At 43.4% G+C, this 25720-nt stretch carries 28 protein-coding genes; 17 read left to right on the top strand and 11 right to left on the bottom strand.

Translation table 11 applies throughout. From position 1 onward, the window contains the following. Window position 1 precedes the first annotated feature (1 nt). From FKN05_RS03130 to FKN05_RS03185, 12 genes are all read left to right on the top strand, one after another. Window positions 2-2140, top strand: coding sequence for a chemotaxis protein CheA (locus FKN05_RS03130; protein ID WP_249339262.1), 2139 nt, complete (start codon window positions 2-4; stop codon window positions 2138-2140). Window positions 2141-2227: 87 nt separating this feature from the next. After that, entirely contained in the window at window positions 2228-3835 is a 1608-nt protein-coding gene (locus FKN05_RS03135) for a methyl-accepting chemotaxis protein (protein WP_170886884.1), read from the top strand. Between the two features lie 9 nt (window positions 3836-3844). Continuing rightward, complete coding sequence (locus FKN05_RS03140; RefSeq protein ID WP_161426870.1) at window positions 3845-4360, top strand: chemotaxis protein CheW; 516 nt, start codon at window positions 3845-3847, stop codon at window positions 4358-4360. A 16-nt stretch (window positions 4361-4376) separates the two neighbouring features. After that, window positions 4377-5222: a CheR family methyltransferase gene (locus tag FKN05_RS03145; RefSeq protein ID WP_099612468.1), complete on the top strand. Its 846-nt coding sequence runs from the start codon at window positions 4377-4379 to the stop codon at window positions 5220-5222. A gap of 160 nt (window positions 5223-5382) precedes the next feature. Then, complete coding sequence (gene cheB, locus FKN05_RS03150) at window positions 5383-6465, top strand: protein-glutamate methylesterase/protein-glutamine glutaminase (protein ID WP_099612467.1); 1083 nt, start codon at window positions 5383-5385, stop codon at window positions 6463-6465. 116 nt (window positions 6466-6581) lie between these two features. Beyond that, window positions 6582-7352 (top strand): DUF3450 domain-containing protein, encoded by a 771-nt coding sequence (locus FKN05_RS03155; RefSeq protein ID WP_170887229.1) that lies wholly within the window; start codon window positions 6582-6584, stop codon window positions 7350-7352. Then, entirely contained in the window at window positions 7349-8716 is a 1368-nt protein-coding gene (locus FKN05_RS03160) for a MotA/TolQ/ExbB proton channel family protein (protein WP_099612466.1), read from the top strand. Before FKN05_RS03155 ends, FKN05_RS03160 begins: the two co-directional genes overlap by 4 nt. 9 nt (window positions 8717-8725) lie before the next feature. After that, a complete protein-coding gene (locus FKN05_RS03165) occupies window positions 8726-9268 on the top strand; it encodes a MotA/TolQ/ExbB proton channel family protein (RefSeq protein WP_161426867.1) in 543 nt (180 codons plus the stop codon). Further along, window positions 9268-9675, top strand: a complete 408-nt coding sequence (locus FKN05_RS03170; RefSeq protein WP_099612465.1) for an ExbD/TolR family protein — start codon at window positions 9268-9270, stop codon at window positions 9673-9675. Before FKN05_RS03165 ends, FKN05_RS03170 begins: the two co-directional genes overlap by 1 nt. Next, window positions 9672-10292 carry an energy transducer TonB gene (locus tag FKN05_RS03175; RefSeq protein WP_170886885.1) on the top strand — a complete coding sequence of 207 codons (621 nt, stop codon included), beginning with the start codon at window positions 9672-9674 and terminating at the stop codon, window positions 10290-10292. The genes FKN05_RS03170 and FKN05_RS03175 overlap by 4 nt, the downstream gene beginning before the upstream one ends. After that, window positions 10289-11464, top strand: coding sequence for a tetratricopeptide repeat protein (locus FKN05_RS03180; protein WP_170886886.1), 1176 nt, complete (start codon window positions 10289-10291; stop codon window positions 11462-11464). Before FKN05_RS03175 ends, FKN05_RS03180 begins: the two co-directional genes overlap by 4 nt. A 322-nt stretch (window positions 11465-11786) precedes the next feature. After that, complete coding sequence (locus tag FKN05_RS03185; RefSeq protein ID WP_170886887.1) at window positions 11787-12662, top strand: DNA ligase; 876 nt, start codon at window positions 11787-11789, stop codon at window positions 12660-12662. A 51-nt stretch (window positions 12663-12713) separates the two neighbouring features. Here the strand turns inward: FKN05_RS03185 and FKN05_RS03190 are convergent, their stop codons facing one another. Beyond that, window positions 12714-14084: an MATE family efflux transporter gene (locus tag FKN05_RS03190; protein WP_170886888.1), complete on the bottom strand. Its 1371-nt coding sequence runs from the start codon at window positions 14082-14084 to the stop codon at window positions 12714-12716. Between the two features lie 167 nt (window positions 14085-14251). Between FKN05_RS03190 and FKN05_RS03195 the strand changes: the two genes are divergently transcribed. Then, complete coding sequence (locus FKN05_RS03195) at window positions 14252-14866, top strand: riboflavin synthase subunit alpha (protein WP_170886889.1); 615 nt, start codon at window positions 14252-14254, stop codon at window positions 14864-14866. A gap of 92 nt (window positions 14867-14958) precedes the next feature. On the opposite strand, the gene FKN05_RS03200 is transcribed toward FKN05_RS03195, so the two are convergent. Continuing rightward, window positions 14959-15162 (bottom strand): CPXCG motif-containing cysteine-rich protein, encoded by a 204-nt coding sequence (locus FKN05_RS03200; RefSeq protein WP_099612460.1) that lies wholly within the window; start codon window positions 15160-15162, stop codon window positions 14959-14961. A 256-nt stretch (window positions 15163-15418) separates the two neighbouring features. Between FKN05_RS03200 and FKN05_RS03205 the strand changes: the two genes are divergently transcribed. Further along, entirely contained in the window at window positions 15419-15736 is a 318-nt protein-coding gene (locus tag FKN05_RS03205) for a heavy metal-binding domain-containing protein (protein ID WP_099612459.1), read from the top strand. A 58-nt stretch (window positions 15737-15794) separates the two neighbouring features. On the opposite strand, the gene FKN05_RS03210 is transcribed toward FKN05_RS03205, so the two are convergent. Beyond that, window positions 15795-16661 (bottom strand): fructosamine kinase family protein, encoded by an 867-nt coding sequence (locus FKN05_RS03210; RefSeq protein WP_099612458.1) that lies wholly within the window; start codon window positions 16659-16661, stop codon window positions 15795-15797. A gap of 386 nt (window positions 16662-17047) precedes the next feature. Between FKN05_RS03210 and FKN05_RS03215 the strand changes: the two genes are divergently transcribed. Next, the gene (locus FKN05_RS03215; protein ID WP_099612457.1) at window positions 17048-17389 is read left to right on the top strand and encodes a DUF3802 family protein; all 342 of its coding nucleotides are present in this window, start codon (window positions 17048-17050) and stop codon (window positions 17387-17389) included. A gap of 12 nt (window positions 17390-17401) precedes the next feature. On the opposite strand, the gene FKN05_RS03220 is transcribed toward FKN05_RS03215, so the two are convergent. Both FKN05_RS03220 and FKN05_RS03225 read right to left on the bottom strand, forming a co-directional pair. Beyond that, window positions 17402-17920: a C40 family peptidase gene (locus FKN05_RS03220; RefSeq protein WP_161426927.1), complete on the bottom strand. Its 519-nt coding sequence runs from the start codon at window positions 17918-17920 to the stop codon at window positions 17402-17404. 27 nt (window positions 17921-17947) lie between these two features. Then, window positions 17948-18733 carry a sterol desaturase family protein gene (locus FKN05_RS03225; RefSeq protein ID WP_099612456.1) on the bottom strand — a complete coding sequence of 262 codons (786 nt, stop codon included), beginning with the start codon at window positions 18731-18733 and terminating at the stop codon, window positions 17948-17950. Between the two features lie 101 nt (window positions 18734-18834). On the opposite strand from FKN05_RS03225, the gene FKN05_RS03230 reads away from it, so the two are divergent. Together FKN05_RS03230 and nagK are read left to right on the top strand one after the other, a co-directional pair. Next, window positions 18835-19563, top strand: coding sequence for a tRNA-uridine aminocarboxypropyltransferase (locus tag FKN05_RS03230; protein WP_099612455.1), 729 nt, complete (start codon window positions 18835-18837; stop codon window positions 19561-19563). A gap of 179 nt (window positions 19564-19742) precedes the next feature. Continuing rightward, window positions 19743-20654: an N-acetylglucosamine kinase gene (gene nagK, locus FKN05_RS03235; protein ID WP_161430575.1), complete on the top strand. Its 912-nt coding sequence runs from the start codon at window positions 19743-19745 to the stop codon at window positions 20652-20654. A 66-nt stretch (window positions 20655-20720) separates the two neighbouring features. Here the strand turns inward: nagK and FKN05_RS03240 are convergent, their stop codons facing one another. The 6 genes from FKN05_RS03240 to FKN05_RS03265 are packed head-to-tail and all read right to left on the bottom strand — an operon-like array spanning window position 20721 to window position 25607. Next, window positions 20721-20990 (bottom strand): DUF2960 family protein, encoded by a 270-nt coding sequence (locus tag FKN05_RS03240; protein WP_078927034.1) that lies wholly within the window; start codon window positions 20988-20990, stop codon window positions 20721-20723. Between the two features lie 29 nt (window positions 20991-21019). Continuing rightward, the gene (locus FKN05_RS03245) at window positions 21020-22789 is read right to left on the bottom strand and encodes a bifunctional molybdopterin-guanine dinucleotide biosynthesis adaptor protein MobB/molybdopterin molybdotransferase MoeA (protein WP_099612453.1); all 1770 of its coding nucleotides are present in this window, start codon (window positions 22787-22789) and stop codon (window positions 21020-21022) included. Then, window positions 22786-23373 (bottom strand): molybdenum cofactor guanylyltransferase MobA, encoded by a 588-nt coding sequence (mobA, locus tag FKN05_RS03250; RefSeq protein WP_099612452.1) that lies wholly within the window; start codon window positions 23371-23373, stop codon window positions 22786-22788. The genes FKN05_RS03245 and mobA overlap by 4 nt, the downstream gene beginning before the upstream one ends. Next, window positions 23351-24061, bottom strand: a complete 711-nt coding sequence (locus tag FKN05_RS03255) for an energy-coupling factor ABC transporter ATP-binding protein (RefSeq protein WP_099612451.1) — start codon at window positions 24059-24061, stop codon at window positions 23351-23353. The genes mobA and FKN05_RS03255 overlap by 23 nt, the downstream gene beginning before the upstream one ends. A 25-nt stretch (window positions 24062-24086) precedes the next feature. After that, window positions 24087-24785: an ABC transporter permease gene (locus FKN05_RS03260; RefSeq protein WP_099612450.1), complete on the bottom strand. Its 699-nt coding sequence runs from the start codon at window positions 24783-24785 to the stop codon at window positions 24087-24089. A 6-nt stretch (window positions 24786-24791) separates the two neighbouring features. Then, entirely contained in the window at window positions 24792-25607 is an 816-nt protein-coding gene (locus tag FKN05_RS03265; protein WP_099612449.1) for an ABC transporter substrate-binding protein, read from the bottom strand. Between the last annotated feature and the right edge of the window lie 113 nt (window positions 25608-25720).

A 25720-nucleotide genomic window follows, 5' to 3' on the forward strand; every position in this document is an offset into this window, starting at 1 on the left:
TATGAAGATGGATCCCATGTTGTTGGCGGCTTTAGACACCTACTATACCGAAAGCCGAGAACTGCTCGAAACCATGGAGCTTGACTTACTAGAACTTGAAGCTGGCAATCGTAATGAACTATCTGAAAGGCTCAACGCTATTTTTCGAGCCGCTCATACGGTCAAAGGCTCCGCTGGAATTTTCAACTTAGATTCGATTGTGCATTTTACCCATAAAGTTGAAAATTTATTAGATCAGCTAAGAGCAACGCCATCGTCTCTTTCGAGTGAGATCATCAGCTTATTATTTCGTTGCCGGGATCATATGCTCAGCTTGTTGGATGAAGCGCAATATCAGCAAGTGGATGATCAAGACAATGCGAGTATTAGTAAATCGTTAATGATTGAGTTAGATCAATACCTTGTACCTTCACCCGCAACTGACTCGCGGGATGAGACGTATTGCCAAACCGAGCGTTGTGACTCGTCTTATTCAACTTCAGCAGCCTCATCTCACTATTTTTTATTTGTTCGTTTCCCAAAGACGGCATTGCAAGATGGTATGGATCCATTATCTTTTTTTACTTATTTGGCTAAGTTAGGCGAAATTGAGCAAATTATTTTAGATGACAGTGGGTTGCCGGATGAGTGGCAAGCATTTGATTCAGAGAATAGCTATTTATGTTGGCAACTTTCCTTCACCACATATGCTCAAGCGAGTGAGATAGAAGAAGTTTTTGAATTTATTCGTGATGAAGGAGAGGTCTGGGTGTTTACTGAGGAGCAGTGTACGGCTGATTTTATGGCCAATTTACAACAACTCAGCCAGCAAAACCCATCCCATTTTCACTATTGTGGTTTATCGGTGAGTGAATCTACCGATTGTAGCTCGACGATCGGTGCCGAGCGCATCGAGTCTACGACTCCCTTAGTGAATGCAAATGCCCCTAAGTCTAAAGCTGCTAATGAAACACAGCATCGTGATTCAAAAAGTTTACGTGTCGATGCCGAGAAGCTCGACACGTTGATTAATCTTATTGGTGAACTGGTGACTGCCGGCGCTGGATGCGCACTACAGGCCAGCCACTATGCAGATAGTGTATTGCAAGAGTCGGTGTCCTGTTTAAATGGATTATTAGAAGAAGTGAGAGATGCCGCGCTCAAATTAAGAATGGTACCGATAGGGACGACCTTTATTCGATTTCAACGGGTCGTTAGGGATGTATCGAAAGAGCTGGGAAAAGAAATTGAGCTAGTTATCCATGGCGCAGAGACCGAATTGGATAAATCAGTCGTTGAGAAAATAGGCGACCCGTTGATGCATCTTATTCGTAATGCCATTGATCATGGCATTGAATCTCCAGATAGTCGCAAAGCACGAGGAAAATCCACTGCTGGAAACATTACCCTCAACGCTTACCATGATTCAGGAAATATTGTGTTAGAAATTAGCGACGACGGAAAGGGGTTGGATACCGAGAAAATTCGTCTAAAAGCGATAGAAAGAGGCTTAATTGATCCACAGAGCGTTCTTAGCCGTGAAGAAACGTATCAACTTATTTTTGAACCGGGTTTTTCAATGGCCAAAGAGGTGTCCAATCTTTCTGGTCGAGGGGTTGGAATGGATGTGGTTCGGCGAAATATTCACGAATTACGAGGCCGGGTTGAAATCGAAAGTGAAGTCTCTGTCGGAACGACTATCCGACTCATGCTTCCGCTCACCTTAGCCATTATTGACGGTTTTTTGGTTGAAGTCGGTCAAGAAGAGTTTGTCGTCCCCCTTGATTCAGTGAAAGAGTGCGTTGAACTGAATCATCACCTTGAAAAACGGACCGGTAAAGTAACCAATCACCTTAATTTAAGAGGCAACGTTTTACCCTTAATCGATCTACGTAAACAGTTTAATCTAAATTACCGCGCGCCTCGGCGGCAAAATGTTGTGGTGGTGCAAACCGGGGGGCAAATGGTTGGACTTGTGGTTGATCGACTCTTGGGCGAGTTACAAACCGTGATTAAACCGCTCGGTCCAATCTTTACCAATATTCAAGGGATCAGTGGTTCAACGATCTTAGGTAATGGGGATATAGCGCTTATCCTCGATATTCCAAGTTTAACACAGCAAATTATTCAGCAAGAATCTCAACAATTTACGATTCACTGAACAAGGGTATGAATTGAAGAAGTGAAGGAAAACTACGTTTATCAGATGAAGAACATGATGTTCATCACCTAAATAAGGAATCTGGCAATGTTTAAGAATCTCTCAGTAAAAATTAAGCTCAGTTTACTAATTGGGCTATTAGGTATTCTGTTGGTGGGTATCGGCGCAGCAGGGTTGTACGGGATGGGAAAAATGGTTGATGGATTAAAACATGTCTATCAAGACCGAACCATTCCTATCGGCCAACTGGGAGATATTAAAGCTCGCTTTTTGGGTAATCGTATTGCATTAGCGTTTGCTCAACTGGTGCCCGATGAAGAAAATATCGCGATGCAAGTTGCATTAGTGGAAAGTAATTTAAAAATAATAAACGAGAATTGGTCGAAATATGCGAACACGAGCTTAACCGCAGAAGAAGCACGTTTAGTAAGCCAGTTTGAACGAGACAATAAAGCTTTTATCACTCAAGCGATTGAACCCACCTTAGTAGCGTTGCGAGCCAATGATATCGAGACGGCTACCTCGCTAGCGGGAGATAAAGTTCGCCCGTTATATACACCAGTCGCCCAAGTGCTCGAACAGTTAATTGAACTTCAAATCAAAGAGTCAGCTAACCAATACCAAAGAGAAACATTACTTTACGATACGTTGCGCATAGTCTCTATATCGTCAATCGTGGTTGGCCTGATACTGGCGTTAAGTTTCGGTATTGTCATTATTCGAGGAATTTGTGGTCCTTTGGAAAGCGCAGTCCGGCTGTCTCAACAGTTGGCAAAAGGGGATTTGACCGCCAGTATTGAAGTAACCAGTAAAGATGAAATGGGCCGATTATTGCTGGCAATGCAGCAGATGGTGCAAAAAATCTCACAAATAGTGGGTGAAGTGAATGGTGCAAGTAATGCCTTAGCTTCAGCATCAGAACAGGTTTCTTCAACCGCGCAAAACTTAAGCCAAGGCGCGAGCGAACAGGCGGCTAGTGTCGAAGAAACCACTTCCTCCATAGAAGAAATGTCAGCTTCAATTGCTCAAAATACTGAAAATGCCAAAGTAACCAATGGTATTGCGAGTAAAGCAGCAAAAGAAGCACAAGATGGTGGTGCTGCGGTCACACAAACGGTCGCGGCGATGAAATCAATAGCGGAAAAAATCAGTATTATTGATGATATTGCCTATCAAACAAACTTATTAGCTTTAAATGCGGCTATTGAAGCTGCCCGAGCAGGTGAGCATGGAAAAGGATTTGCAGTTGTGGCGGCTGAAGTCCGTAAACTGGCCGAACGTAGTCAAGTCGCATCACAAGAGATCGGTGAGGTCGCCAAAAATAGCGTCGCATTAGCTGAACAAGCCGGGGAGCTGCTAGAAGAAATTGTACCATCCATTCAAAAAACAGCCGACTTAGTTCAAGAAATTAATGCCGCCTCAATGGAGCAGGCAACCGGTGCTTCACAAATAAATCAAGCGATGGAGCAGCTTAACAGCGTGACTCAGCAAAGTGCTTCGGCATCAGAAGAGTTAGCTTCAACTTCGGAAGAAATGAGTAGCCAAGCACAACAACTGCAACAATTGATGACGTTTTTTACCACCGACGCGTCGCGTGAAGTCCACACCAGTAAAAAACTGAATAAGCAACCCGTAAAACAGCAACACGAAACATCAACGTTGATTGATGATGATGCCGATTATGTTCGTTTTTAGGAGGTTAACATGACTGCATTAGCGGTAACTCCCAATGGTGAGGCGAATGACCAGCAATATCTAACGTTTTTATTGAACGGTGAAATGTATGCGTTTGCCATTCTGAACGTCAAAGAGATTTTGGAGTATGGGAAAATTACCCCGATTCCGAGAATGCCTAAATTTATTCAAGGCGTCATCAACCTTCGCGGTGAAGTTGTGCCGGTGATTAACCTTGCACACCGTTTTCATATTGAAGCTCAGCCGATTACCAAACGATCTTGTATTGTAATTATTGAGGTAGAAACAGAGACTCAGCGTCAAGATTTGGGGGTTTTGGTCGACAGTGTTTCTGAAGTCATTGATATACCGGGTTTAGATCTAAGAGCGGCACCTTCTTTTAGTTGCCAAATTCGTATCGACTTTATCCGTGCAATGGGTCAGTTACAGGATAACTTTGTCATCATCCTCGCGGAAGATAAAGTCTTATCGGTCGAGGAACTCGCCATGGTTGAGCAGGTGACTAACGAGTTAGTCACCGGGTAGAATAGAGGGGCTTCTTATGCCGTTTCTTGAATCGGTTTATCCAGAATGTTATCTATCGCATCACTTATCTGACCAAACATTTGTGCGTTATCAACGTTGGTTGTATGAGAGAGCCGGTATTTATCTCCACGATGGTAAAAAATCGCTAGTGATTGGCCGATTGGGATCGCGTCTTCAGCATCTTGGATTAGCGGATTGGGATGCTTATTTTAACTTTTTTACCTCATCAGTAGAAAGCCCGGCTCAAAAAGCTGAACAACAAATTGTTATTGATTTGCTGACAACTAATGAAACCTATTTCTTTCGTGAAGAAGCTCATTTTTCGTTTATTCAACAAGAGATTCTTCCTCAATACCTTGATCGCTCTCTTCGTTGTTGGAGTGCTGCTAGTTCATCTGGTGAAGAAGCCTATTCATTGGCGATGTTATTAATGGAGCACTATTGTCATCCTTGGCAAATTTTAGCCACTGATATCAGTAGCCGTGTTTTGGATGTGGCGAGACATGGTGTTTATCCACTGAGCCGAAGTGCCAATATTCCACTACATTATTTACAAAAGTATTGTCTTAAAGGGATTGGTGACAAAGCGAATGGGTTTAAAGTGAGCCGAGCGTTGCGTGAAAAAGTGAGCTTTCAGGCGGTCAATTTGCAAGATAACTTAGCGCGTTTTGGTCATTTTGACCTTATTTTACTCCGTAATGTGATGATCTATTTTGATGCGCGTTCTAAGCAGCGAGTGATTGATAATATTCAACGCCAGCTTAATGTCGGTGGATACCTATTTATTGGACACGCAGAGACGTTACAGTCTGTTCGTTCTTCTTTGACGCTGATCTCGCCTTCTATCTATCAAAAAGTTTAGAGATTATACCCAAACAATTTGAAGTTGCAGGTAGGCGGCAAGTGAGTGAATCCCCATGAGCATAGACTGGCTATGTGATTGGGGTGAAAGAACGTAGCCAACACCCCCTGCAGCTTCAAGTAGGAAGGGTATGGAATGGATGAATTGATTAGGAAATGCGATGACGCATAAAAAAATTAAAGTGTTGATCGTTGATGACTCGGCCGTTGTAAGACAGGTTTTCAGTCAAATGTTATCGGGACAGCCGGATATCGAACTATTACCTGCGGCGGCAGATCCTATTTTTGCCATGAAACGAATGCAGCAAACGTGGCCAGATGTCATGATTTTAGATGTTGAGATGCCAAGGATGGATGGTATTACCTTTCTAAAAAAACTGATGGCAGAACGTCCCATTCCGGTGATTATCTGCTCTACACTAACTGAGCAAGGCGCGCAAATTACTTTAGATGCGTTACAAGCTGGGGCGGTAACTATCATAACTAAGCCTAAAGTGGGTTTAAAAGGCTTTCTTGAAGAGAGCACGAACCAAGTACTACAAGCTGTCCGTTCGGCGGCTAAAGCACAACTAAAAAATTTACTTACTCCGCGTCAAACTCAGCTTGCTCGTCCGTCATCAACGGTCACAAAAAATGGGCCAACACCTTCGATTAATGCATTATTAAGCAGCGAAAAAATTGTTGTGATAGGAACCTCCACCGGTGGCACACAAGCGCTTGAGTATGTGTTGACCCGTTTACCGGCGCATTCGCCTGGGATTGTGATTGTCCAACATATGCCAGAGAAATTTACCGCAATGTTTGCAGAACGGCTCAATAACCTATGCCAAATTAGTGTCAGTGAAGCTAAAACGGGGGATCGTGTATTGCCAGGCTGTGCTTTGATTGCTCCTGGAGGAAAACACACTAAGCTCGTTCGAAGCGGAGCACAGTATAAAGTCGAGGTATTTGATGGCCCACCAGTGAACCGTCATAAACCATCGGTGGATGTCTTATTTCGCTCTACCGCTCAGCAAGCTGGAAAAAATGCTTTGGCCATCATTATGACGGGCATGGGAGATGATGGTGCCCGTGGGCTTAAAGTTCTACTGGATAGCGGAGCAAAGACGGTGGCTCAAGATGAAGCGACTTGCGTGGTATTTGGTATGCCAAAAGAAGCCATCGCGCTGGGGGCAGCACAGCATGTGAGTCCACTTGCGGGGATCATCACGCACATTCTTCAGTTCGAAGCCGATAGTCGATAGTCGATAGTCGATCTTAACCTATTACCTAAAAACAGCGAACCCGCTAAAATACAGTTGATAATGAGAGCTTTTATCAATAACATATCAGCATTCTTTCTTGGTAACAGATGATGATGATGAATTTGATAAAATCCAGCCTAATACTGCTTTCAGTGGTGTCCGTGCTGCCTTCTTATGCGAGTACACTGGATGATGCGAAAGCGATACAAAACCGGACCAATAACCACTCAGCCGTTAGCCAGAAAAAAATTGATAAAAGCTCGGCTGAAACATTAGCGCTCCAAGCTGAGATTGAACGGTTAAATGAAGAAGTAAACAACCTCACTATTTATCGAGATCACTTATCCGCTTTGGTAGTTAGCCAAGAAATGGAAATGAGTAATCTGGAAGAGCAGATGACAGAAATACATCAAACTCGCCAAGGAATTGTGCCATTGATGTATCGAATGATTGATGGATTAGAAAAAATCATCACGGAAGATAAACCGATTCGTCTTGCTGCCCGTCAAGAGCGCTTAGCTCGCTTACAGTTACTTATGTCTCGTGCCGACGTGAGTGATGCAGAGAAATATCGCCGTATTTTAGAAGCCTACCAGATTGAAATGGATTACGGTTCAAAACTTGGTGTTTATCAAGGCACGATTGATCTCAGCGATCAGGATCGGATTGAGGCAGATATTCTCTATTTAGGCCGTGTTTCTTTAGTTGCTCGTAATTTGAATGGCACTCGTTATTGGTCTTGGGATCAACACAGTAAGCACTGGCAACCATTACCTTCAGGTATCAAAGGTGACATTGATACCGCTTATCAGCTGGCCTATCAGCAAATTGCTCCAACATTACTCAACTTACCAGTTTCACTGACGGCGGCGGAGGCAACTCAATGAAACTTATCCGTTATATTACTGTTTTAGCACTGACTAGTGCGTTCATTTCTCCCATTTACGCTGATACGGTTTTACTTGAAAAAGCGCAGACAGAAAATCGGGTGCAAGGTATGCAAGACACCCAACGCGAAGCTGGTTTTTTAAAAACGGAACAGTCATTAAGAGAACAAAAAAATGCACTCCTTGCACAGCGAGATCGCTTACAAAATGAAGTGGATACATTATCAACGCGTTTTAGCAAAAATGAAAACAGTCTGGCCCGTTTGGAAGAAAAGCTGCGTCTTGAAACCGGAAGTTTAGGAGAAATTTTCGGTGTCGTTCGTCAAAATGCTAAAGAATTACAAGCTATACAAATGGCTTCCGTGACAGGGGTTGATCGCCAGCATTATGCTCCAATTGTAAAAGCCATTGTGGCCGCTCAATCACTCCCTTCCATGAAGCAATTAGTGGGATTATGGCAGGCAATGAACGAACAGATCATCGCGAGTGGTGAAGTGAGCCAAGCATCGATTGCGTTTATTGATGGGGAAGGTCATCAACAGCAAGTGAATGCGATTCGCTTAGGAGCGTTAGGTCTTGTGACTGAGCAAGGCTATGTGAGTTGGCATAATCAGCGTCAAGATGCGGTTGCGTATCAGCAGCAACCCGATAATGGGCCGAGTTATGCCTCGCTACAAACGCTCGTGCAAGGGGGAATGGCAAACGTCCTACTGGATCCGTCTCGCGGCTTATTATTGGAGCAGCTTGCGCTTGCTCCTACCTTACAGCAACGGTTCGAAGCTGGTGGTGTGATTGGTAAAATCATTTTGTTCTTGTTAGGTGTTGGATTGATCATTGCGATCTACCGAGGTGTGACGCTTGCGGTAGCACGACAAAAAATTCAGCAGCAACTCAAGACGCCTCATCATATAGGCAATAATCCGTTGGGTCGGGTGCTTTCGGTGTATGACAAAGAGCAAACCCGTAGTGTCGAAGCGTTAGAACTGCGTTTATTGGAAGCTGTGGTGGATGAGCAAGCCGGGTTAGAAAAAGGCCTTTCTATGCTCAAGCTGTTGGCCGCATTAGCTCCGATGTTAGGGTTACTCGGGACGGTAACCGGGATGATAGAAACTTTTCAGGTCATCACCCAATTTGGTAATGGTGATCCTAAAGTGATGGCAGGGGGAATATCAATGGCACTGGTGACCACCGTGTTAGGTCTAGTGGCTGCAATGCCTCTATTGCTGGCGCACAATATTTTGAGTTCGCAGGCCGAAAATATTCGTATCATTTTAGAAAAACAAGGAATTGGCTTAGTTGCTGAGCAAGCCGAACGTGAAAGTATGAATAACGATGCCAAAAAAGTTATCAGTCATGCTGCGTAAGGAGTTCATATGAATCAAGCTGATGGATTATTTTCCTTACCAAGCTTTTTCCTACCTCTTTCTGAGTTTATGGCTCAGGGGGGGGCCGTACTTTGGTGGTTAGCGGCGGTTGTGGCAATGTGCTGGTTGTTGGTTATCGAGCGTATTATTTATTTGGCCTTTATCTTTCCTCAACAGCGTAAGCAATGGATCGCGCAATGGCATGAGCGCAGCGATCAGCATTCATGGTATGCGCACGCTATTCGTTCAGGATGGATAGGACAAGCGCACATTCAACTCACTCAATATTTAAGTATGATCAAAGTGTTGGTGGCTATTTGCCCCATGCTTGGATTATTAGGTACGGTAACAGGCATGATTTCTGTTTTTGATGTAATGGCTACCCAGGGCAGTAGTAATCCTAAATTAATGGCCTCTGGTATCTCATTAGCAACATTGCCCACCATGGCGGGCATGGTCGCCGCTTTAGCTGGGATGTTTATCTATGCCCGGTTGGCGAAAACCTGCCGTTTGTGTGAGTTAAAACTTGAAAAATCCTTAAGGAGTCAGTGATGAGACTGGGGCGACGTTCATCGAATCAAGAAGAAGCACAAATCGATTTGACCTCAATGTTAGATATTGTGTTTATCATGTTGATCTTCTTTATTGTCACTAGCTCTTTTGTTCGAGAATCAGGGGTTGAAGTTAATCGTCCATCAGCAGCAAATGTTGCTGCGCAAAAAGATGCGGGTATTTTTGTTGCGATCACTTCGGCTAATGATATTTATATTGATAAAAGGCAAATCGACGCTGAAAGAGTCCAAGCAACATTAGAGCATTTACTGCTTGAGCAGCCAGAAGCCTCACTGGTCATTCAGGCCGATGAGCATGCCTATAATGGTACCGTGGTGAAAGTGATGGATGCGGCAAAAGGTGCTGGTGTAAAAAACATTGCGTTAGCGGCGGAGAAACGCGGATGATGCGTTTAGTTCTGGCGATGCCTTTTGCAGCAGTGATTGCTGCCAGTTTGTTTACCTTTATGGCTTGGATGGTCAACAACGATGGATTGCGTTCACCACAACAAAGCCAGTCGTTGAGCTTTAATATGGTGATGGTTGAGCAAGAACAAGATGTTCAACGTCGTCAGCGAGCGATTCCAGAGCAACCTCAAATGCCTGAGCCGCCACCGAAAGCACCTGTTACAAAACCGCAAAGTACGGTAGCCAATACCGTAACACCAACCAGTGTCCCATCACTCGGATTAGATACGGCGATTAATGGTATCGCAATTAATGCGCCCACTTTTGGTGACTTTGGTGCCAACCAACAGGCATTACCTTTGTATCGTGTTGAGCCAAATTATCCTGCTCGAGCTCTGAAGCGTAATATTGAAGGTTATGTCGTTTTACGCTTTACCATCGATGAAACCGGTAGACCGACGGAAATTCAAGTGGTCGATGCCAATCCAAGACGAATGTTTGAGCGTGAGGCAATGCAGGCATTACGTAGTTGGAAATATCAACCCAAACTGTTAGATGGCACGGCCGTAACCCAGCCAGGTCAAACAGTAAAACTGGAGTTTAAGTTAGCCAAATGATCAGACGATTAATCATCTATCTACTCTTAATGGGAGCGGCTTCATCATCGGCTGCGGAGCTGAGCCCTTATGCTGCCAACAAAGCCTTACAAGCAAACCAGTTTGCTCAAGAAGAGCGCTTTATTGATGCCATTCGTGTATTAGAAGAAACGCAACTGACACGAGCATATGATAAGGCTTATTTAGCCCGAATGCTTGGGGTGTTCTACTGGCAAAATGAACAGTTACAACCCGCGATTGAGTCACTTAGTGATGCGGTGAATAGTGGGGAATTGCAAGAGCAACAAGAGTGGACAACAAGACGCATGCTAGCGGATTTGTTATTAATGGATCACCAATATCAACCGGCACTACCGCATTATTATCAATTAACTAAACAGGTACCTAAAGATCAAAAAGCGCATGAATTATGGTTGAGAATTGGTCAGGTTCATTATCAGCTACAGCAATGGAAAAAAACCTTAGAGGCAATGGCGCATTATCAGCATTTTCAGTTACCCGATCAAGTGACGCCATTATCGATTACATTAGGGGCTCAGTTACAGTTAGAATATTGGTCTGCCGCCATTGACACATTAAAACGATTAATTACTTTAGAGCCGAGTAAAAGCAGTTGGTGGCTACAGCTTGTCAGTCTGGAACTTCGTACCGGACGGCAAAAAGAAGCTTTAAGTAGTTTAAGTCTGGCTAAATTGCAAGGCGTAGAACTTAGTCCTCAAGAGCTAAGATTACTGGCTCAACTGTATGCTCAAAATGGTATACCCGTACGAGCTGCACAGCTGTTAGAACAGTTATTGGCGACTAATAGTGATCTTGAACTTGTGACTGAGTGTGCAACTTATTGGCAAAGAGCAAAAGAGTGGGATAAAGCCATAGAATCGTGGTCAATCGCCGCGAAGAAAGATCGACAATATTACTGGAATGTTGCATTGCTCCAGAGCCAAAAAGGTGAATATAAACAAGCGCTCGCTTCATTAGATCACGTGACAGATCGCCAACGCCAGCCAGAGGTTGCTTTAGCTAGAGCTCGAGCTTTATATAAGCTAAATCAACTCGATGATGCATTAGCCCAAGCGAAAAAAGCCCATCATTTAAGTCCTTCTAGAGAAAGTCAAGGTTGGGTTGATTACCTGACTCAGCTTAGGGCAATCAACGCTCGGCAAACATCCTAATCAAGAAGGCGCACTCCATTGAGGGTGCGCCTTTCTTTGCCTATTCTATCGATCAGTAAAAGCCATGAGTGGTTTATTGTCTTTCACTCTGTTTTTGTGGGAGTCAGGCAGAAAACGCATATTTACAATTGATGGAACAAGGGGCTGTGGGGAAGATACAAGAGCGTGAGCCGTCACACAGTTACTCAGTTTTCGCGAAGTAAGAAAGTTTTATCTAATGTGAGAGCGCTCGTAGCGTAAAATAAAACCCCAGATAGTGTTAGTGCAATCACATACTTTTCTTTATGCATCATCAGACATACAGTCAGAAGAGGAAAGAAAAATGCACTTAAAACTCTCACTCATTACGCTCTCATTGTTGATAGCGAATCCGATACAGGCCGCACCAGCTCAAGCAGAACCCATGCCCATTCTTAAAGCGAATGAATATCGTGAAGGAATTGCGTTAGAACAGTATTGGCAAAGTGAAAAATTGGATGGTATTCGAGCAATATGGGATGGAAAGCAACTAACGACTCGCACAGGGAGACTGATTTATGCCCCTGCATGGTTTACGGCGGTATTACCTCATTATCCTGTTGAAGGCGAACTTTGGGCCGGTAGGGGGCGGTTTTCTCTTGTTCAACAAACGGTACTCGATCACCACCCAACCGATGAAGCTTGGCAACAGATAACCTTTATGTTATTTGACTTACCGACTTTTTCCGGCGATTACCAAACTCGTTATCAACATTTACGCTCATTGACCTCAGCCATTAATCAAACACATATCCAATATGTAAAACATGAGCCGATTATCTCAGAAGAAGCGCTTCTTAATGAGCTTGATCGACTTTTCTTGTTAGATGCAGAAGGGATTATGTTAAGAAAGTTCTCTTCAACCTATAGCGCAGGACGAAATAATGACTTACTCAAACTGAAAAAACATCAGGATAGTGAAGCTCAAGTGATTGGCTATAAAGTGGGGAAAGGTAAATATCATAATATGGTCGGCTCCCTGTTGGTGCGTAATGATGCGGGTATTGAATTTGCTTTAGGGAGTGGGCTAACTGACTTTTTGCGCCAACAACCTCCTGAAATTGGTTGTGTGATCACTTATCGCTTTAATGGTCTAACGGATTCTGGCAAACCTCGTTTTGCGCGATTTATGCGAGTTAAAGAGTCTTGTGCTTATGCAGAGACATTAACGTTTCGCTAGAAGAAGTTAGAAGCCGCGTTTATCGCGGCTTCAAGTAAAAGAGTATCGCTATTATTTGGTCGCATAATACATTTGGACGTCATCATCTTGGTGTTGTATCCAATACAAACGGAGCCCAAGCATTATTGCCGCTGAACTTAACCCCACAATGAAACCGATCCAAAAACCACTGGCTCCCATCGGTTCAACAATCCAATCTGTCATCGCGAATAGGTATCCTGTTGGTAGGCCTAAAACCCAGTAAGCAATAAACGTCCGGTTGAAAATCGCAGCCATATCTTTATAGCCACGTAGTGCTCCTGCGGCAACAACCTGAATGGCATCTACACATTGGTATACTCCCGCTAGAATGAGTAAGTGCATCGCCATCATGATAACTTCAGGGTTATGGGTATAAAGTAACGCAATTTCTTCCCTAAATAAAATGGTGAACGTTGCAGTAAATAAAGAGGCAATTACCCCAACGAGCAACCCGACATTTGATGCAATCGCGGCACCGGATAAATTTTCTTCACCAAGAGTATGTCCAACACGAATAGAAACGGCTGCACCAATACTCATGGGTAAGACAAAAACCAGTGAAGAGAAACTGAGAGCGACTTGATGGGCAGCCACGACCAATGGGCCGAGAGGTGCGACTAACAAGGCCACAGCAGCAAATAGTGTCACTTCAAAAAATAGCGCAGCCGCGACGGGGAATCCAAGTTTAAATAAGCGGCATTGTGCTTGCCACTGGGGACGATGGAAGGTGGTAAAGAGTCGAATACGCGCTAACCGATGAGAAGTTACCACATAAAATAGCAGCATGATAAACATCAACCAGTACACGATCGTGGTTGCAACCCCACAGCCGACACCACCCAGTGCTGGCGCACCAAATTTACCGTAAACAAAAATCCAGTTTAATGGGATATTGAAAAGTAAGCCTAAGAAGCCTATCACCATTGCCGGTTTGGTCAGAGACATTCCATCGGTGAAGCTGCGTAAGGTTTGGAAAAGAAGAAAAGCGGGTACAGCAAACATCACCGCGTACATATAGCCAATGGTTTTTTCAGCCATTAAGGCCTCAACATCCATTAAGCCTAAAATGGTTTTGGTTTGGAATAGCACAAGAATGATCGGGATAGATACCCATAATGCTAAGCTAATGCCTTGTTGGATTTCAAACGAGATACGCTCTTGTCGGCCGGAACCATTTAACTGTGCAACAACAGGAACCAGCGCCATCAGTAAGCCGATACCAAATAAGATAGAGGGGAGCCAGATGCTTGCCGCAATAGAGACTGCCGCCATATCCGTTGCGCTAACTCCGCCCGCCATGACCGTGTCGACAAACCCCATTCCGGTTTGCGCAATAGAGGCGATTAATACCGGCGTCGCTAATTTAATTAAGGTCGACGCTTCTTTTTTATAACGTTGCACTGTGTTCTCCGCAAAGAAGACTAGCTGAGCCAAAGAAAAGGCTCAGAGTTTGGTTATATAGCTTAGGAAAATGCCATGATATTATGTAGTACTAGGGTCAACAGACCTAGAGAGAATGATAAAGAAATGTCACACTAAGCACCACGAAAATTTATCGGAATAATGAAATGTTTACAGGCATTGTACAAGGGACCGCTAAAATTGTCTCGATTGAAAGGAAAACACAATTTCAAACCCATACTATAGCGTTGCCTCAAGCGCTTGCTAAGGGGTTAACCATTGGCGCATCTGTTGCTCATAATGGTTGTTGCTTGACGGTTACTCATATCGCGGATCGGTGTGCTTCGTTTGATCTAATGCAAGAAACGTTAGCGGTCACCAATTTAGGAACCCTTCAGGTTGGGGATGAAGTGAACGTTGAGCGAGCCGCAAAATTTGGCGATGAAATCGGTGGCCACTCAATGTCTGGTCATATCAGTGAGATGGCTACACTAGTCGACGTGATTGAGTCTAAAAATAATAAGACACTTTGGTTCGAGTTACCTAGCACTGCAATGAAATATATCCTGACCAAAGGGTATATTGGTCTTGATGGATGTTCATTGACGATTGGTCAGGTAGAAGGGAATCGTTTTAATGTTCATCTTATTCCAGAAACCTTACAACGAACATTATTTGGACGGCGTCAAGTCGGGGATAAAATTAACGTTGAATTTGATCCGCAAACACAAGCTATTGTTGATACTGTTGAACGAGTACTGATGTCCCAGTCTTGCAAATAAGTGAGCTGCTTTGCCCCGCTCGACGAATCACTTAGTTAAATCGTGATTAAGAGAATACCGCTTAACCACGATTTTTGTTTTTGGCAGGGAGGTTAAAATATTTGTTCATCATCGGCATCAATAGTTAGTTCTACGCTATCTTTTAGCTCATTAACGGTCATATTTAAATGTATCGCATGACAGCAAGCAGGACAGTCATCATAGAATTCTTGGCTACCATTACTCGCATCCAAAGTGATGCGAATAGCGTGACCACAATGAGGACAAAGTGCCGTTCTTTCGGTAAATGGTTTCATCTCTCTTTTCCTTACTTCTGTGGGAGATATAGTAATATTAAGCTGTTAAGTTGCTTAAAGTTGAAAATTAAGTATAAATTTTGAAGAAACACGTGAAATTTGACATCCCCCAACGCCTTGGCGCTACAGGTCGACGGTGAGCAAGTCGCAATGAGCATTCACTGATGATCTGATTGGAATCAACGAATGCAGCCCATACTGCTTGCGCTTCAACGAGAGTGGGGATATTGACCTCAATAATGGAGAGATTATAGTGATGATATATACGACGACAGAAACAGTACCTGGTCAGGAAATTACTGATATTTTAGGCGTTGTCATGGGTAATGTTGTTCAGTCTAAACATGTTGGTCGAGATATTATGGCAAACTTAAAAGGTTTGGTGGGGGGCGAACTGAAAGGTTACACTGAAATGTTGACGGACGCTCGAAATATGGCTATCGAGCGGCTATTAACAGAAGCAAGGTTATTGGGCGCTGATGCTGTTGTCGCAGTACGTTTAACCACCAGTGCTATTACTGATGGCTCTTCAGAAGTGCTTGCTTTTGGTACTGCGGTAAAGCTCAAAAAATAAATCAAGTCAATGTGCGCCTCTATCCATCGAGCGCTTTACTTTTATTGGTCAACAGAGACTAGTCAGCGAGTAAGTTTTTGATCAAGTGATCGGCTTGAGCTAAATACTTACCACCAAAATGATTGCAGTAGCTCAGAAGTAGGTAAAGATTATAGATGTTTTTGCGTTCTGCATAGTGAGCATCAAGCGGATAAATACTTTCATAACCGAGGTAAAATTCTGGCTGGAAACCACCAAACAGCTCTGTTGCGGCAAGATCGCACTCTCTGTCTCCCCAATAGCAAGCCGGGTCATAACTGATCGGCCCTGTTACCGATTGTGCGACATTCGTCGTCCATAAGGCACCATGAAGTAAAGATGGTTTCGGTGTGTGAGCACCGATCTTGTATTTAATGAGCCCAACGAACTGATCAATGTCCACCAGATCAATACCTTTTTCCTTGAGCAATTGGAGTTGCCAGCCTATACGCTGTTCAGCAAAAAATAGCGCCCATTTTTTATGCCAAGGGTTAGGCTGTATTAATGTACCTAGATGATTTTCCACATCAAACCCATACTCCTTTTGTTCTCCCCATTGGTGCAGTTTCGCTAACTGTTGCCCAAATAAGTAACTCTGCTCTGGGTTATCGAGCGGCTTCGTCGGCAAATAATTGAGGATAATAAAAGCATGATTTTTCGTTGTCCCGACTAACCTAGGTACGGGAACTGTAATCGAGTCACTTTCAGCTAAAAGCTTTAGATTTTGTGCTTCCAGTTCATAGTGGTGGATAAAATCACGTTGGTTTATCTTAACAAAGTAGCGTTCTATACCATTAGAAATAACATAGCAGTCATGAAGTTCACCGCCTGGTAATTTTTCTTTTTCAACAATACGATAGTGGATTGATAAGGTCTCTGAAAGTTGTTGTGCAATAGCCTGCCACATAGCGATCTTCCCATCCCTATTAATGTACACCTAGTGTAGGTGATGGCGTTAAATATGTTCAATTTTAACGCACATAATTTAGCCAGATTATCATTTTGGCAGCGCTAAAATATATAAATGTGATAGTTATCAAGTTTCTCAGCGGGTCTTAAATACACTTTTCCTTGTACACTGAGATTGAGGTGTAATAATGATATTTCTTATAGAGAGTCGCGCTACTCGTTCATCAAAGTCGCTTATTATGATGAGAGGCGATCTTTTTTGTTGAAGAAATGGCTCGTCGTCAAATATTCTATAGCATAAATCTGTGAAAAAGGTCGTTCATGGCTTAGTATTACTCAAGGGAACATGGATTCTGGCAGTAAGTGGTAAAGCGGAGAAAAAAAGTGGTTGTAGACACCGATGGTTATTCAGCTCTAATTGAACATTTATCGATGAACATGGACATATTTACTCGTGATGGTTACACGGGGAAAGAAAGTGTCGAAGATGTCATCACTGATATGGTTGCTAGTAACATTATGGCGATATTTGAGCAAAACCCTGAACTGCATTCAAGTGTCCGCTTTCAATTACTGAAAGAAGCGGATCTGGTGGTCGATGATTTAGGCGAAGTACTGGCTGGCGTTTGGTCAAAGCCTGCCACCAATGATCAGATCCTATTTTTAGATGAATATATTGCTTTGGTCAAAAATCTATTTGACTCTGCGGTCAGTAAATATGACTAAACCTCAATCGTTTTATCTCCTCGCCTCAGTTGATTCACTTATTGTTGACCACGGCGGATTTGCTATTCGTCGGAATTGCCATAGTTTTGATGCCCAATAAGGGTTATCAATTCTCGATATCACTACACCCTGTGACGTTGATGCATGCATAAACGATTTATTGCCTAAATAGATCCCAACATGGCGAGTGGTATGTGATGTTTTGAAAAAAACTAAATCGCCATACTGAGCGTGATGATACTCAATAGCTTGACCTTGTTGGCTCTGTAAGCGTGTGGTTCTCGGGAGTGATTGTTGCCAAGCGTCTTGATATGCGATCTGGACAAACGCTGAACAGTCGATTCCAGTTTTATTAGAACCACCGAGGCGGTAAGGAACGCCTTGCCATTGTTGATAGACCAAAAATAGTGAACTCTCTGGCCATTGTGGCGGCTGTAACCACTGTTGATGACTTGCGCTACGCTTGGGTGTGGTCGAACAGCCAATGACCATAAACAAAGCTAATAAGCTTAAGTAGTGACGTTTCTTCATTTTTCTCATCCTGCGGCATTTCTTCTTTTAATGACGACGAAAAGGCTGAGTTAGCATTTTATCTAGCCATTGTTCTCTAGGGTTTTGAAAGTCTGGTAGACCGATTATCATCTTGTCATGCCCGCGTTCAGGTTGAGCGCGATAAGTTGCAAACCATTGATCCCATATAGATAAACAAAAACCAAAATTGGCATGAGTTTCGACAGGAACAATGGAGTGATGCACGCGGTGCATATCAGGAGTCACCACAACTTTACGCAGCCACTTATCAAGGGTTAATCCTAACTTAGCATTGCTGTGATTGAACATCGCGCTCGCATTAAGGATGATTTCAAATAAAAGAACAGTAAGAGGCGATGCGCCTAATATTACTACGGCGATAATTTTTATGCCGACCGAAAGAATAATTTCAATCGGATGAAACCGAGCCCCGGTGGTGACATCGATATCTTGATCGGCATGATGCATACGATGTAAACGCCACAAGCTGGGGATGTAATGAAACAAAACGTGCTGAGCATAAATAATGGCATCAAGTATGACTAAACAAAGTAATAAGGCTAGCCAAGAAGGGACTGTAAGCCAATACATCAACCCGAATTGTTGCTCTTGTGCCCATTGAGCCGCAGAAAAAGCAACAACGGGCATCAATATAGTCACTAATAGGCTATTTAACCCGACCAGCCCTAAATTATTAATCCAACGTAGCCATATTGCTTGAGTGCGTTTTTTGCGTGGTAGCAATTTTTCCCATACTGCACAAGCGATAAGTACAAATAAAAAAATAACCAAGCGCCATGTTTCTGCTTGCATTGGCGTTGAACCTCCTATTCAGTAAAACAACTTTTTAAAAGAGTAGCCAGCTAGAGAGCTGAGCGGTAAAATTATCGCTCATTTCATTTTCCGTGATAGTTATGAGAATTCACGCTTTTCACCGTTTGTATCAGGATCGCCTGCAGCGATCAACTAAACCTTTTTTAGCCCGCGGCTCAAAAATAGCGCGCTGTTCATTTTGCCATGTACCACAAGCACACTGCTTATGCGAATTTCAGCCAGATATGGAGACCCACGTTGCGGTCATGTTGTTAGTTTCTGAAAATGAAGTCTTTAAACCCAGTAATACTGGGCGATTAATTGCCGATACAGTAAAAGAAACTTATGTTTATCAGTGGCATCGTACCGAACCTGATCCACAAATGTTATCACTACTCTCTGATCCTCATTTTCTCCCGATCCTGGTTTTTCCAGCGCAAACCGAGCAAGATCGAGAGCGTCAACTGGGTGCGATACCTCAATTAAAGGGAAACCAAAAACTATTATTAATTTTTATTGATGGTAGTTGGCGTGAAGCCAAACGAATTTTTCGCCGTTCAACTTATCTTGCCTCACTCCCGATTTTATCTATTGAACCAGAACAACTGTCGAGTTATTTGATGCGAAAAGCCAGCGATGAGCAATATTTGGCGACCGCAGAAGTTGCAAGTTTAGTGTTATCGCTGTGTGGTGAAGAAAAAGGAGCAGAAGCATTGCATATTTGGTTTGAAGCCTTTAAAGAAAGTTATTTGCTCGGTAAATCGCGACTTAAGCCAATGCTCGATAAACCTGCACTACAAAGATGGCAAGCTTATCAACAAACGGTTTAATAAAGCGAGGTGAGTCTAAATATTAATCTATCATGATGTTTTCATGTATAAACTTTGCCGTGAACAGCATAAACTCGGGGCATTGGTCACGGACAAGTTAATCAGCAATATGGATAATATTGCGGTTTTGTTTTTTGATAATTTGACCCAAGGTCGGGTATTTTTAAGGAGAGATAAGCATGTATTATGGCTTTGATGTCGGTGGTACAAAAATTGAGTTTGGTGCCTTTGATAAAAATTTACAACGTGTGGCAACCGAACGAGTACCGACACCAACAGAAGATTATGCTCTATTAGTCGATACCCTTGCTGGGTTAATTGCAAAATATGATGCTCAATTTGGTGTTGAAGGCACCATTGGTCTTGGTCTACCTGGTATGGAAGATGCCGATGATGGCACGGTTTTAACCGTCAATGTTCCGGCTGCAAAAGGCAAGCCTTTGCGCGCCGATCTTGAAGCCAAAGTCGGGCGGAGTGTAAAAATTGAAAACGATGCAAACTGTTTTGCATTATCAGAAGCATGGGATGAAGATCTGAAAAAGGCACCTTCGGTGATGGGGCTGATTCTGGGCACCGGTTTTGGTGGTGGTTTAGTTTATGATGGAAAAATTTTCTCTGGCCGTAACCATGTTGCCGGTGAAATGGGCCATATGCGTCTGCCGATTGATGCTTGGTTCCATTTAGGTAGTGAAAAAGCGCCTTTATTAAGCTGTGGTTGTGGTAACAAAGGTTGTCTTGATAATTATTTGTCTGGCCGTGGTTTTGAGCTGATTTATCAACACTATTTTGCGGAAAAGAAAGCGGCGATTGATATTATTACCGCTTACCAGCAAGGAGAAGCTAAAGCGGTTGAGCATGTTGAGCGTTTTATGGAGCTGTTAGCGATCTGCTTAGCAAATTTGTTTACTGCTACCGATCCGCATGTTGTGGTTTTGGGCGGCGGTTTGTCTAACTTTGATTTGATCTATCAAGAAATGCCGAAACGCATTCCTAAGCATCTCTTGTCTGTCGCTAAATGTCCAAAAATCATTAAAGCCAAGCACGGCGACTCTGGCGGTGTTCGTGGCGCTGCTTTCCTAAATATTAAGTAATTTGAATAAAGTCAAAAAGGCTTACTAAGAAGTAAGCCTTTATATTAACGACTGTGCGAGGTTTGTTTAAGCCTTTGGTTTTTTGCCGACACCATGGTTTTCTTTCGCTTGCAAGGTGATCAATCCAAAGCCTAACTTTTTAAAATAGTTATCACGGTAATTACGCACAGCTTTAGTATCTGAGACGGCTTCGAGCTGCAATTCCATCTTCAAATACTCGGAAAGATCAATCCCTTCTGCTTCAGCAACCGCTTCATGAATATTGCGATGTTTTTCATAGGAAAATGTTAATGTTTTCTGTTCATCTTTGTAGCTGTAAATAATGGTACGAGCCATGGGGTTCTCTATTTACTCTTATTAATGGGCTAAATTCTGCCTTGAAGTGGGATGATTGTCACGCTTTCACCGACACTCACCTTATCGACGGCGGGGTCAATCTCAATTAAACAGTTGGCTTGGCTCATCGAGTGTAAAATTCCAGAACCTTGCTTTCCTGTGCTTCTCACGACAAGTTGTCCAGAGGCATTTGTCGAGTAAATACCACGGCTAAATTCGGTCCGTCCTTGACGTGATCGCAACTCTTCACTAGCAATAGCACGAACTTTTAATGGTTGCCAGCCGATCTCACCTTGCATCTTGCGTAGGGCGGGTTCAACAAAGTTGATAAATGAAACCATCACAGCCACAGGATTACCGGGCAAACCAAAGAAAGGGCACTGTCCAATACGCCCAAAGGCTAAAGGGCGGCCGGGACGCATGTTGATGCGCCAAAAGTCGACTCGCCCGAGTTTTTCGAGAGCTGATTTTATAAAGTCAGCATCACCCACGGATACACCACCAGAGGTTAGGATCACATCCGCTTGTTGGGTGGCTTGTTGTAATGTGGCGATCATTTTATCTTCATTATCTTCGATAATACCGAGATCAATCACTTCACAGCCCAGTTGGAAGAGCAACCCGCTCAAGGAAAAGCGATTGGAATCGTAAAGGGTATGCTCGGATGGTGGGGTGCCAGGGGCTTGAACTTCATCGCCGGTGGAAAATATAGCAACCTTTAGACGTCTTATAGCAGCAACATCGCTCATACCCAGCGAAGCAAGCATGCCCATTTCTGCTGAGTGGATTCGTTGCCCAGCATAAAAAACGGTTTGGCCTTGAGCAAGATCTTCACCGGCTTGGCGAACATTTTGTCCTGCTTTCACTGCATCCATTTTAAAAGAGACGGATTGATGAGTTTCAACGGCTTGCTCTCGCATGATCACGGTGTCCGCTTGATTTGGCATCGGAGCACCCGTCATGATTTTCATGCATTCCCCCATCGCCAGTGATTGTGAAGACGGATGACCGGCTAAAATTTCTCCGACAAGCTTGTAATGCGAACGGCCGAGATCATCACTACGAATGGCGTACCCGTCCATCGCTGAATTGCGATATGCCGGAACTGAAATTGGAGAGATAATCGGGTGGGCAAGTACCCGTCCATAAGCATTACAGATAGCCAGTTTTTCTTGACCATGAATTGGGGTTACCGCAGCAAGAATTTTCTCAACCCCTTGCGTAACCGAAAGAAAAGCGGGAGAAAGCGTATCGCAACTGGCGCTTGTTGCAGGCGGAGCAGAATGGCTTTTTACGTAGTTTAAAATAAATTGTCCAATTGCCTCTAAATCATTGATGGACATGTAAGGAAGGGCGGTTTCGATAGGCTCGTCTGCTGCAATCGCAATAATGTTGGGATCATTTAAGTATAACCAAGGTTTACCGACTTCTGCTCGGTGTAACTCAATTTTAGGGAACGCAATATTTTTACAACCTTCGACTAAAATTAAATCCAATTGCTGACTATCAAAACGTTGTAGTAACGCATTAAACTCAGTTTCTGCTTCTGGTGTTTCCGTCATCAATGCGTATCGATAACGAGAGGCCACCAACATTTGTGAGGCTCCTGCTTTACGGAGTCGATAACTATCTTTGCCAGGAATGTCGACATCAAAATCATGATGAGCATGTTTTAATATCCCAATACGTAGCCCGGCTTGAGTTAATTTAGGCAATAAGGCTTCAAGTAATGTAGTTTTACCTGTTCCTGAATAAGCGGCAAAACCCAGCAAGGGGAGGGATGGACGCTGAATATTCATGATTGTAATGCTCCAAATTGGGCCAGTTCTTGGGGAGTATTTAAATTGAAAAAACACGATGGGCGATCACTAAAATCGACATATTCGGTATGACATTCCTCGTAGAGCAATATGATTTTACGATCACCACGTGTTAAAAACGCTTCTAATCTGGGTAACACGCGGCGATGAAACAGGGTAAAAACCGGTTGTTGGTGCTGACCGTCATGAGCCACTAAGATTTCACTCTCTGTGGTTACGGCATTGCAAAAACGGGTGACAAAATCTTCACATAAGAGTGGACTATCACACGGAATAAAGCCAACCCAGTCGGTTTTTGCGTAGGTTAACCCGGCGTGAATACCACCCAGTGGCCCTGGATAGTGTTCAACTCGGTCGCTCACAACTGGGGCATATTTTTCGTAATCTAACTGATTGCGGTTGGCGTTGATCAACACATGTTTCGCTTGGGGTGTTAATCGTTCAAGGATATGTTCAATCAGGGGTTTGCCATTAAGCTTTATTAATCCTTTGTCTTTCCCCCCCATACGGCTTGCTTGTCCGCCAGCTAAAATAACCCAACTAGTTTGAGATGGAAGTAACATAAATGGTCTCTGATGATTCTGGAATAACATGCAATAAAGGCGATTCAACAAGTTGGTGGTTTTTGATCCACCACTGTTTGTGACATAACGCCGTTAATGCATTGGTTTGATGACTGGTGATCACCAAACTGGATCCACGGTTTAATAAATCTTTCGCCATTATAACTAATCTATCGATAGATTCTTCATCTAATGAAGCGCTTGGTTCATCCATTAATAAAATAGAAGGGCTTAATATCCAAGCTCTTGCCATGGCAACCCGCTGTTTTTCTCCACCGGATAAGACCGAGATGTGCTCGTGTGCTAATGTTTCTAAGCCAACCATACGCAAAGCGGTAATCACTTTATTGCGTTTGTCTTTGGCCGGTAAAGAAGAAAAACGAATCCCATAAGCGACGTTACGATAGACAGTATCATCAAATAAATAAGGCGTTTGGTGTAAGTACACGATGTTTTTATGAGCCCGGCTGCGTAATAAGCGCCGCCACCATACTTGATGTTGAGAGACAATACCGGTTGTAGGCGTTAATAAGCCAGCAAGGATTTTTAGCAATGTCGTTTTGCCAACTCCATTATCACCTTTAAGGTAGATCGCATCATGAGGGCCAAGCGCTAGCTGTGAGATATGAAATAAGCCTCGCTCATTAAAACGCATAGACAACTGACTCGCAGTAAGTTTTATCGACATAGGATATCCTTTCTATCGTTTTAAATTAGGTACGTAGATACCCTTTGCCCCGCATGCTTGAGAGCAAGAAGTTTAGTATCAATGCTAAACAAAGTAGGACGATACCGAGTGCGACGCCTTGAGCAAATGCGCCTTTTTGACTCTCCATGGCGATAGCCGTAGGAATGTTGCGCGTTAAGCCCATAATGTTGCCTCCGACCATCATCGAACAACCGACCTCGGTCACAATCCTCGAAAAACCAGCGATGATTGCGGCACAAAGCGGGAAACGAGTTTCCCAAACCATGGTCATCGCAATACGTGGGACTGAAGCCCCTAATGTCATGGCGGTTTCAACCGAGCGACGATCACTCGATTGTAGTGCACCATGCATCATGGAAACTAAAATAGGAAAACAGATCAGCATTTGTCCGAGAATCATGGATTTTTGTGTAAATAACAGCTGCCAATCACCAAGCGGACCTGATCGAGAGAGTAGCATATAAAGTAGCAGGCCAATCACGACGGTTGGAACCGCCTGTAACGTATTGATCAAGGATAACAGCAGCCACTTTCCTCGAAAATGGCTGTAAGCCAAGAGAAAGGCCAGCAGGACAGCCGGCAGTAATACTAGAATCACGGCAGCTAAAGAAACACTAAAGGAGACCGCAACAATCCCCCATAACTCAGCATCAAAGCTGATCAATAAAGCGAGAGCTTCTAAAGTTGTTTGCCAAAGATTCATCAATTATTACTTATCTGCATTAGCAACAAAGAGTGCCTGACCATTGAGTGTAAAGTTATTGATTAACGTTTGAGCTTTTGCATTCACTAACCAATCACTGAACGTTTTTGCCCCCTGATAGTTGATGCTTGGATAACGTTCAGGATTAACAAGAATAACTTGGTATGGGTTAAAAAGTAGTGAATCGCCTTCATACAGCATCGCTAAGTCCAGCTTACTTTGATAAGCCAACCAAGTGCCACGATCGGTTAAGGTATAGGCCTGCATTTCTGAAGCCATATTTAATGTTGGCCCCATGCCTTGTCCTACTGAGCGGTAACCAGGAAAATCGGTTTTTACTTGGCTCTTTGCCCAAATGATTAATTCTTTCTTATGGGTTCCAGAATCATCACCGCGAGAAATAAACGGGATCGAACTTGCAGCAATATGAGCAAAAGCTTGTTGTACGTTTGGCTGATCTGAAACTTGGGCGGGATCTGCTTTCGGGCCCACAAGGATAAAATCGTTGTACATCAATTTACGAGGTAACACACCATAGCCTTGTTTAACAAACAGAGCTTCCGCTGCTGGAGCATGTGTCATGACCAGATCAACATCACCATGTTCACCCATTTTTAATGCTTTTCCGGTTCCTGTAGCGATCACATCAACGGTGTAACCTGAATCTTTTTTAAATTCTGGCAGAAGGTAATCCAATAAACCGGAGTGATAGGTACTGGTTGTGGTCGCTAGTCGAATACGCAGGGGGGCATCAGCACTTAACGCATAACCACTCGTTAACATTACCAGGCTGAGCATAAGCTGCACGAATATTTTTATCATTGTATTTGTCCGTTATGATGCAAAAGAAAGGATTGCGATATGAATAGCAAACTCAATGCCAAGATATTTACGACAATTTTCATGCAAAAATAAAGAATAACCACGAATAGAGT

Origin of the sequence: Vibrio sp. 1-1(7), assembly GCF_013048485.1 — a bacterium.
GTDB lineage: Bacteria > Pseudomonadota > Gammaproteobacteria > Enterobacterales > Vibrionaceae > Vibrio > Vibrio fujianensis.